Here is a 9,096-nt window from a genome sequence, read left to right as displayed (position 1 = left end):
GCCGGACCGCGGGCCTCCCCGACGCGCACGGACGGCGCGCCCGAGACGTAGACGTCGTCGGGGACGTCCGCGAGCACCGTGGACCCCGCGCCGACCTCGGCGCCCCGTCCGACCACGACACCCGGACCCAGGGTGCTGCGGACGCCGACGCGCGCCTCGGCCCGCACGCGCACCGGCCCGACGACCAACCGGTCCCCGTCGACCCAGTGGCCCGACAGGTCCGTCTCCGGCTCGACGGTGGAGCCCCGTCCCAGCGTCAGCAGCCCGGTGAGGGACGGCATGGCGTGCAGGTCGACGCCCTCCCCCACCTTGGCGCCGAGCAGCCGCGCGAACAGGCTGAGCGCCCCGACGCCGGCGAGCGACCCCACGCGCAGCTCCTCGACGACGCGCTCGGCGGCCCAGAGTCGACGGTGGACGCGCCCGCCACGCGGATGGGTGCCGGGCGTGAGCGGACGCAGCAGGAGCCGCACCAGCCCTGCGGCCAGCAGCGCCCGCACGGGCGGGAGCAGCACCAGGACCGCGCAGGCCGCCGCCGGCCAGCCCGGCTCGGGCCACCAGGTCGCGCCCGTGCCGACCGCGAGCACCTGGACGCCGACGATGAGCCAGGCGATCCACACGAGCCCGCCGAGCGCCCGCAGGGGCAGCAGGAGCAGCAGCTGGGCGAGGGCGGACCGGCGCGGCACGGGACGCACCTCGCGCGCCTGCACGACCGCCGGGGTCGTCAGGGTGTCCAGCCGGGCGGCGAGCGCACCCACGGTCGGGGCCTCGTACACGTCGGCGACGGTCACCTCCGGATGCGTCTCGCGCAGCCGGGCCACGAGCTGGGCCGCCGTCAGGCTCGACCCTCCGGCCTCGAAGAAGTCGTCGCCGGGCCCGCCGACGGCCGAGCCGAGGATCCGGGTCCAGGCGTCGGCCACCAGCGCGGCCGTCCCGTCGAGGGCCGTGGTCGTCGTCGACTCCAGCGGCCACGGCAGCGCGTCGCGGTCGACCTTCCCCGAGGTGCGGACGGGGATCGCGTCGACGAGGGCGATCCTCGGCACGGACGCGGCAGGAAGCCGCTCGCGCAGCAGCGACCGCGAGGCCTTGGCGTCGAAGCCCGCGTCGGCCACCACGTAGCCCACGAGCACGCTGTTGCCGGCCTCCGAGCGGCGGACGGCCGCGGCCGCCGCCTCGACGCCGGGCAGGGCCAGCAGCGCGTTGTCGACCTCGCCCAGCTCGATCCGACGGCCGCCGATCTTGACTTGGTCGTCGGCCCGTCCGGCGAAGAGCAGACCGTCCTCGTCGAGCACGACGCGGTCACCGCTGCGGTAGGCGCGCTCCCAGCCGAGCGAGGGCATCGGCGCGTAGGTGGCGGCGTCCTTCTCGGGGTCGAGGTAGCGGGCGAGCCCGACACCGCCGATGACGAGCTGCCCGGTCTCCCCCGGCGGCACGGGCTGCTCCTGGTCGTCGACGACCGCGAGGTCCCATCCCTCCAGCGGCAGTCCGATGCGCACGGGCTCGCCGGGCTGCAGGCGCGCGCCGCACGCCACCACCGTGGCCTCCGTCGGCCCGTACGTGTTCCACACCTCGCGCTCGGCGGTGGCGAAGCGCTCGCCGATCTCCGGTGGGCACGCCTCGCCGCCGAGGATCAGCAGCCGCACCGCGTCGAGGGCCGACGGCGGCCACATGAGCACGAGGGTGGGCACGGTGGACACCACGCTGACGTCGTTGGCGACCAGCCACGGGGCGAGGTCGGCGCCGCTACGGACGAGCGAGCGCGGCGCCGGGACGAGGCACGCGCCATGCGCCCAGGCGAGCCACATCTCCTCGCAGGAGGCGTCGAAGGCGACGGACAGGCCGGCCATCACGCGATCGCCGGGACCGAGCGGGGCGTCCTGGCAGAACAGCACCGACTCGGCGTCGACGAACGCCGCGGCGGAGCGGTGCGTGACGGCGACGCCCTTCGGCGTGCCGGTGGAGCCCGACGTGAAGATGATCCAGGCGTCGTCCTCGAGCCGTGGCGGCTCGACCGCGCCGGACCCGCGCACCTCGTCCCGGAGGCGGCGCACGACGAGACCGTCGGTCACGACCGCGTCGGCGTGGGCCTCGCGCAGCACCGTGGCCGCGCGCTCCGGCGGGTCGTCGACGTCGATCGGCACGTAGGCCGCCCCCGCGAGGAGGACGCCCAGGATGGCGACGTGCAGGTCCGTCGTCCCCGAGGACACGCGCACCCCGACCCGGGCTCCGCGGCCGACACCGACCGAGCCCAGCTCGTCCGCGAGGGCACCGGCGGTCTCGAGCAGCTGGTCGTAGGTGAGCACGACGTCGCCGCAGGCGAGGGCGGGCTCGCTGCCGTGGGCGTCGGCCGTCGCGGTCAGGACGGCCACGAGGCTCCGAGGAGGTGCGGCGCGGCCCGACCGCAGGAACGTGGCCGGGACCCTCACGCTGTCGAGCACCCGCGCATGCTGCCGGACCCCCGTGAACGGTCGGTGAACGGCGTGGACCCGGCGAGCGGGATCGCGCTCACGCGCGGGGCGAGCCCCGCTCCGCCCGGTCGTGCAGTGCGTCGAGGTGGGCGTCCACGGCGCCCATGTCGTAGCCCTGTCGGAGCCGTACGGGGGTGAAGCGCGCCTCGCGGACCAGGGCAGCGACCGAGCCGTCCGGTCGGCCGGTCACCCTCGGCTCGACGTCGGCGAGGAAGGCGTCCACCTCCCCCGCGTCGTATCCCTCGCGGAACCGGACGAGCGGGAAGCGCGGCGCCGTCACTGCGCCACCCGCGCCCGGACCTCGGCGAGCTGCTCCGTGACCCGGACGAGCGCGGTGCCGCCGCGGCCGTCGCGCGAGGAGATGGAGCCCTCGAGCGACAGGACGCTGCGCACGCCGGGCGTGAGGTGGGGCGAGATGCGGGCGAAGTCGTCGTCACTGAGGTCCCACAGCTCGATCCCCCGCCGCTCGCACTCCTGCACGCACGCCCCCGAGAGCTCGTGCGCGACGCGGAACGGCACACCCTCGCGGACGAGCCACTCGGCGACGTCGGTGGCCAGCGCGAACCCCTGGGGAGCCAGGGCGGCCATGCGCTCGGTGTGGAACGTGAGCGTGCGGACCATGCCGGTGAAGGCGGGCAGGAGGACCTCGAGGGTGTCGACGGAGTCGAACACCGGCTCCTTGTCCTCCTGGAGGTCGCGGTTGTAGGCCAGCGGCAGGGCCTTGAGCGTGGCGAGCAGCCCGGTCAGGTTGCCGATCAGCCGACCGGCCTTCCCGCGGGCGAGCTCGGCGATGTCGGGGTTCTTCTTCTGCGGCATGATGCTCGACCCCGTCGAGTACCCGTCGTCGAGCGTGACGAAGTCGAACTCCTTGGTGTTCCAGAGGATGATCTCCTCGGCCAGCCGGGAGACGTCGACACCCACCTGGGCGAGGACGAAGGCCAGCTCCGCCACGAAGTCGCGTGCGGCCGTGCCGTCGATCGAGTTGGCGGTGGAGCCGGTGAACCCCAGGCTCGCCGCGACCTTCTCGGGGTCCAGCCCGAGCGAGGACCCGGCCAGCGCGCCCGACCCGTACGGCGAGTCGTCGGCCACGCGGTCGTCCCAGTCGGCGAGGCGGTCGAGGTCGCGCACCAGCGGCCACGCGTGCGCCAGGAGGTGGTGCGACAGCAGGACCGGCTGGGCGTGCTGCAGGTGGGTGCGGCCCGGCATGGGCGCACCGAGGTGCTGCTCGGCCTGGTCCGCCAGGGCGGTCACCAGGTCCCGCAGCAGGTCACCGATCCGGTGGGCGTGCTCGCGCAGGTAGATCTTGAACAGCGTGGCCACCTGGTCGTTGCGGGAGCGACCCGCCCGCAGGCGTCCGCCGAGGTCGGGCCCGAGCCGCTCGACGAGCCCGCGCTCCAGCGCCGAGTGCACGTCCTCGTCAGCCGGGTCGGCCGTGAACGCACCCGAGGCGACGTCGGCGTCGAGCGCGTCGATCCCCTGGAGCATCGCGGCCAGGTCGTCGTCCGTCAGCAGGCCTGCGGCGTGCAGCACCTGGGCGTGCGCCCGCGAGCCACGCAGGTCGTACGGTGCGAGCCGCCAGTCGAAGTGCGTCGAGCGCGAGAGCTCGGTCAGCTCCGGCGACGGGCCGCCGGCGAAGCGACCGCCCCACAGGCGGGAGTCTCCAGCTCCGGCGGCGTCGCCCGCCGCTGGGCGGGTCAGGTCGTCGTCGGTGTCGCTCATGGTGTCGCCTCGCTCGTGGATCGGGTGTCGGTGGGGAGCTCGGCGAGCTCGGTGAACCGGGCCGCGACGGCGGCGCCGCCGTCCGGGTCACGACAGATCATCATGACCGTGTCGTCGCCGGCGATGGTGCCGAGCACGTCGGTCTGTCCGGTGTGGTCGACGGCGGAGGCCAGGAACTGCGCCGCGCCGGGCGGCGTGCGCAGCACCACCAGGTTGGCCGACGCCTCGGCCGACACGAGCAGCTCGCGCAGCAACCGCGAGAGGCGCTGCTGCGACGCCGGTCCGTCCTCGGCCGCGCGCGGTGTGCGGTCGCCCCCCTCGGCCGGTACGGCGTACACGAGCGCACCTGCGGAGTTGCGCACGCGGACGGCGTCGAGGTCGACGAGGTCGCGCGAGACCGTGGAGGCCGTCGCCGTGACGCCGTGCTCCTGCAGCAGCGCGACCAGCTCGGCCTGCGAGCGCACCGCCGTCCGCCCGAGCAGGTCGATGATGAGCCGCTGGCGCGCGGGCTTGGTGTCGGGGATGCTCACGGCCACGCGCTCCTCAGGACCGCTCCAGCAGGAAGGCGAGCAGCGCCTTCTGCGCGTGCAGACGGTTCTCGGCCTCGTCCCACACGACGCTGCGGGGGCCCTCCAGCACGTCCTCGGCGATCTCGAGGCCGCGGTAGGCCGGCAGGCAGTGCATGACGATCGCGTCGGGGTCGGCGTGCTCGAGCAGCGCACCCGTGACGGAGTACGGACCGAAGATCGCCTGCCGCTCGGCCTTCTCGGCCTCGTGGCCCATGGAGACCCAGGTGTCGGTGATGACGACGTCGGCACCGGCGACGGCCTCGGCGGGGTCGTCGGTGAGCAGGATCGATCCCCCGGTGGACGCGGCGACCTTCTCGGCGTCCGCGACGACGTGCGCGGCCGGCGCGTACCCGCCGGGCGCACCGATGCGCACGTGCATGCCCGCCACGGCACCGCCCAGCACGTAGGAGTGGGCCATGTTGTTCTCGCCGTCCCCGACGTAGGCCACCGTCAGGCCCGCCAACGGACCCTTGTGCTCGAGCACGGTGAGCCAGTCGGCCAGGAGCTGGCAGGGGTGGAAGTCGTCGCTCAGGGCGTTCACGACGGGCACGCCTGCATGCCGGGCCATCTCCTCCAGGCCCGCCTGCGCGTACGTGCGCCACACGATCGCGTCGACCATGCGCCCCAGCACCCGGGCGGTGTCCGCCACCGGCTCGCCCCGACCCGCCTGCGTGGTGGCCGCGTCGAGGATGACGCAGTGCCCACCCATCTGGGCCACGCCGACGGAGAACGAGACGCGGGTCCGGGTGGACGACTTGTCGAAGACCACCGCGACGGACCGCGGGCCCTCGAGCGGTCGGTGGGCGAAGGGCTCGGCCTTCATGCGCAGCGCGAGCTGCAGCACCTCGGCCTGCTCGGCGGGCGTCAGGTCGTCGTCGCGCAACAGGTGGCGGGTCATGCCAGCACCTCCGCGAGCACCGCCGACAGCGTCGCCGCCGCGTGGGCCGCCTCGGCCTCGGTGAGCACGAGCGGCGGGACGATGCGCAGCCGGTCCGGCGTGGGTGCGTTCAGGACGAGCCCGGCGTCGAGTGCCGCCTTCTGCACGTCGGCCGCGCGGGGCTCGGTGAGCACCACGCCGCGCATGAGGCCGCGGCCGGTGACCTCGAGGACCCGCGGGTGCTGATCCAGCACGGCGGCGATCTGGTCGCCCCGCGCCACGGCGTGCTGCAGCAGGCTGTCCGCCTCGATCGTGTCGAGCACCGCGAGCGCCGCGGCACAGGCCACCGGGTTCCCGCCGAACGTCGTGCCGTGGTTGCCCGGACCGAGGAGCGTGGCGGCCTCGCCGATGCCGATGCACGCACCGATCGGGAACCCGCCGCCGAGACCCTTGGCCAGCGTCACGAGGTCGGGGACGATGCCGGACTCCTGGAACGCGAACCACGCGCCGGTGCGGCCGACACCGGTCTGCACCTCGTCGATCCACAGCAGCGCGCCATGCTCGTGCGTGACGGCGCGGGCGTGCGCCAGGTACCCGTCGGGCGGCACCACGACGCCAGCCTCGCCCTGGATGGGCTCCAGGAGCACGGCGGCCACGGTGTCGTCGACCGCCGCGGACAGGGCCTCGGCGTCGCCGTAGGGCACCCAGCGCACGTCGCCGGGCAGCGGCTCGAACGGCTCGCGGTAGGCGGCCTTCGACGTCAGCGCGAGCGCGCCCATCGAACGGCCGTGGAAGCTGCCCTCCGCCACGACGACCGTGGTGCGGCCCGTGCGACGGGTCGCCTTGAAGGCGGCCTCGTTGGCCTCGGTGCCCGAGTTGGCGAAGAACGTGCGCACGGGCACGCCGTCGCCCGCGTCGAGCAGGGTCGCGAGACGCTCGGCGAGGCGCACCTGCGGCTCGGTGGTGAAGAAGTTCGACACGTGGCCGAGGGTGCCCAGCTGCTCGGTGACGGCCTTCACGATCGCGGGGTGGGCGTGTCCGAGGGCGTTCACGGCGATGCCCGCGAGCAGGTCGAGGTAGTGGTTGCCGTCGACGTCCCAGACCGTGCTGCCCTCACCGCGCACCAGCACCCGCTGGGGGTCGCCGAAGGTGTTCATGACCGAGCCGCGATAGCGCTCGGTCCAGGAGTCCCCGCTCTCGGGGCGCCCCTGGGCGGACAACGGCAGGCTGGCCTTCTGGACGTGCTGGTCGCTCACGACGACTCCTTCGGTGCGCTCGTGGAGTACAGCGCGGTGCGGATGCGGGTCTCGACGCCGGGCAGCACCTGGGTGCCCACACCCTCGTCGGTGAAGATCTCGAGCAGCACGGCGTGCGGCTCGCGACCGTCGACCACGGTGGCGCCCCTGACGCCGCCCTCGACGGCCTTCAGGCAGGCCGTCATCTTGGGGATCATCCCCGACGCGAGGCCGGGCAGGATCTCGCGCAACGCCTCCGGGGAGATCTCGCCGATGACGTCGGTGCTGTCGGGCCAGTCCCGGTACAGCCCCTCCACGTCGGTGAGGACGAGCATCTTCTCGGCCCCGAGCGCGACGGCGAGGGCCGACGCCGCGGTGTCGGCGTTGACGTTGTGCACCTGCCCCGACGCGTCGGGCGCGACGGTGGAGACGACCGGGATCCGGCCGGCGTCGATGAGGTCCTGCACGGCCTCCGGGCGCACGTGGGTGACCTCGCCGACGAGTCCGATGTCGGTCTCGACGCCGTCGATCACCGGACGGGTGGTCGTCGCGGTGAACAGACCGGCGTCCTCGCCGGAGAGGCCGACCGCGAGGGCGCCGTGCCGGTTGAGCAGGCCGACGAGCTCACGCCCGACCTGGCCCGTGAGCACCATGCGCACGACGTCCACGGACTCCGGCGTGGTGACCCGCAGGCCGCCTCGGAACTCCGACTCGATGCCGAGCCGGTCGAGCATGGAGCTGATCTGCGGTCCGCCGCCGTGGACGACGACCGGCTTGAAGCCGGCCAGGCGCAGGAACACGATGTCCTCCGCGAACGCCTGCTTCAGGGACTCGTCGGTCATGGCGTTGCCGCCGTACTTCACCACCACGACCTTGCCGTGGTAGCGCTTCAGCCACGGCAGGGCGCCGGCGAGGGCGGCGGCCTTCTCGGTGTGCTCCCGCCACTCCTCGCGGCTGTGGCCGGCCTCGGGCGAGGTCTCGTCGGTCTGGGGGGTCTCGGGTGTCGTCATGGTGGTCCTCAGGAGGAGTAGGCCGAGTTCTCGTGCACGTACGCCTGGGTCAGGTCGTTCGTCCAGACCGTCGCGGTGCAGTCGTCTGGCTGCTTCAGGTCGATCGTCACGGTGACCGCGCGATCGGTGAGGTCGACGCCGTCGGGCGACTCCCCCGGGCCGCTGGAACGGCAGACCCACACGTCGTTGAGGGCGACGTCGAGGTCGGCCGGGTCGAAGGCCGCCTGCGTGGTGCCGACCGAGGCCAGGATGCGTCCCCAGTTCGGGTCCTTGCCGAAGATCGCGCACTTGAACAGGTTGCTGCGGGCCACCGAACGGCCGACCTCGACCGCATCGGCGTCGGACGCGGCGTTGACGACCGTGATGGCGATCTCGTGGTCGGCGCCCTCGGCGTCGGCGAGCAGCTGCAGCGCGAGGTCGCGGCAGACACCGTGCAGGGCGGCGCCGAACGCGGCGGGGTCGGGCGCGACGCCCGAGGCGCCACTGGCCATCAGCAGGACCGTGTCGTTCGTGGACTGGCAGCCGTCGGAGTCGAGGCGGTCGAACGTCAGGGCGGTGGCTGCCCGCAGGGCCTCGTCGGCTGTCTCGGAGTCGAGCACGGCGTCGGTCGTGATGACGACCAGCATCGTGGCCAGCGCGGGGGCGAGCATGCCGGCACCCTTCGCCATGCCGCCGATGGTCCAGCCGGAGTCGCCGAAGTCCTCGGCACGTGTCACGAACTCCTTGGCGACCGTGTCGGTCGTCATGATCGCGGTGGCGGCGGCATGACCACCGTCATCGCTGAGGCCGTCGATGGCGTTGCCGACCCCGCCCAGCAGGGCGTCGCTGTCGTTGAGCAGGCCGATCAGGCCCGTGGAGCAGACCTGCACCTCGACCGCACCGACGCCGAGGCGCTCGGCGGCCAGCTCGGCGGTGCGGTGCGTGAGGGCGAACCCGTCGGGGCCGGTGTAGCAGTTGGCGCCGCCGGAGTTGATGACCACGGCCCTGGCCGCACCGGTCTTGATCGCCTCGGCGCTCCACAGGACGGGGTTGGCCTTGCAACGGTTGGACGTGAAGACGGCGGCCGCGGCGCTCAGCGGCCCGTCGTTGACGACGACGGCGACGTCGGGCGCTCCGGTGGACTTCAGGCCCGCGGGCACGCCGGCCGCACGGAAACCCTGGGGGGTGGTGACGCTCATGCCGCCACCCCCGAAGGAAGAGCACGGTACGAGATTGCCGGCA

At 73.9% G+C, this 9,096-nt stretch carries 8 protein-coding genes; all 8 read right to left on the bottom strand.

Annotated elements, in window-relative coordinates:
* Nucleotides 1-2,435, bottom strand: a 2,435-nt coding sequence (locus tag NUV38_RS10410) for a non-ribosomal peptide synthetase (RefSeq protein ID WP_257729057.1), incomplete at its 3' end; no start/stop codon positions are given.
* Between the two features lie 67 nt (nt 2,436-2,502).
* Nucleotides 2,503-2,745, bottom strand: coding sequence for a DivIVA domain-containing protein (locus NUV38_RS10405; protein WP_257729056.1), 243 nt, complete (start codon nt 2,743-2,745; stop codon nt 2,503-2,505).
* Nucleotides 2,742-4,184 (bottom strand): argininosuccinate lyase, encoded by a 1,443-nt coding sequence (argH, locus tag NUV38_RS10400; RefSeq protein WP_257729055.1) that lies wholly within the window; start codon nt 4,182-4,184, stop codon nt 2,742-2,744. The genes NUV38_RS10405 and argH overlap by 4 nt, the downstream gene beginning before the upstream one ends.
* Nucleotides 4,181-4,720: an arginine repressor gene (locus NUV38_RS10395; protein ID WP_257729054.1), complete on the bottom strand. Its 540-nt coding sequence runs from the start codon at nt 4,718-4,720 to the stop codon at nt 4,181-4,183. The genes argH and NUV38_RS10395 overlap by 4 nt, the downstream gene beginning before the upstream one ends.
* Before the next feature lie 7 nt (nt 4,721-4,727).
* Nucleotides 4,728-5,651, bottom strand: coding sequence for an ornithine carbamoyltransferase (argF, locus tag NUV38_RS10390; RefSeq protein WP_257729053.1), 924 nt, complete (start codon nt 5,649-5,651; stop codon nt 4,728-4,730).
* The gene (locus NUV38_RS10385) at nt 5,648-6,856 is read right to left on the bottom strand and encodes an acetylornithine transaminase (protein ID WP_374626801.1); all 1,209 of its coding nucleotides are present in this window, start codon (nt 6,854-6,856) and stop codon (nt 5,648-5,650) included. The genes argF and NUV38_RS10385 overlap by 4 nt, the downstream gene beginning before the upstream one ends.
* A gap of 26 nt (nt 6,857-6,882) precedes the next feature.
* Entirely contained in the window at nt 6,883-7,875 is a 993-nt protein-coding gene (argB, locus tag NUV38_RS10380) for an acetylglutamate kinase (RefSeq protein WP_257729052.1), read from the bottom strand.
* An 8-nt stretch (nt 7,876-7,883) separates the two neighbouring features.
* On the bottom strand, nt 7,884-9,053 hold the full coding sequence (gene argJ / locus NUV38_RS10375; protein WP_257729051.1) for a bifunctional glutamate N-acetyltransferase/amino-acid acetyltransferase ArgJ: 1,170 nt from the start codon (nt 9,051-9,053) through the stop codon (nt 7,884-7,886).
* Between the last annotated feature and the right edge of the window lie 43 nt (nt 9,054-9,096).

Source organism: Aeromicrobium sp. 50.2.37 (assembly GCF_024655735.1).
In the GTDB taxonomy this organism is placed as follows: domain Bacteria; phylum Actinomycetota; class Actinomycetes; order Propionibacteriales; family Nocardioidaceae; genus Aeromicrobium.
Note: the sequence above shows the minus strand (reverse complement) of the source record. Positions and strands in the feature narration are given on the sequence as shown.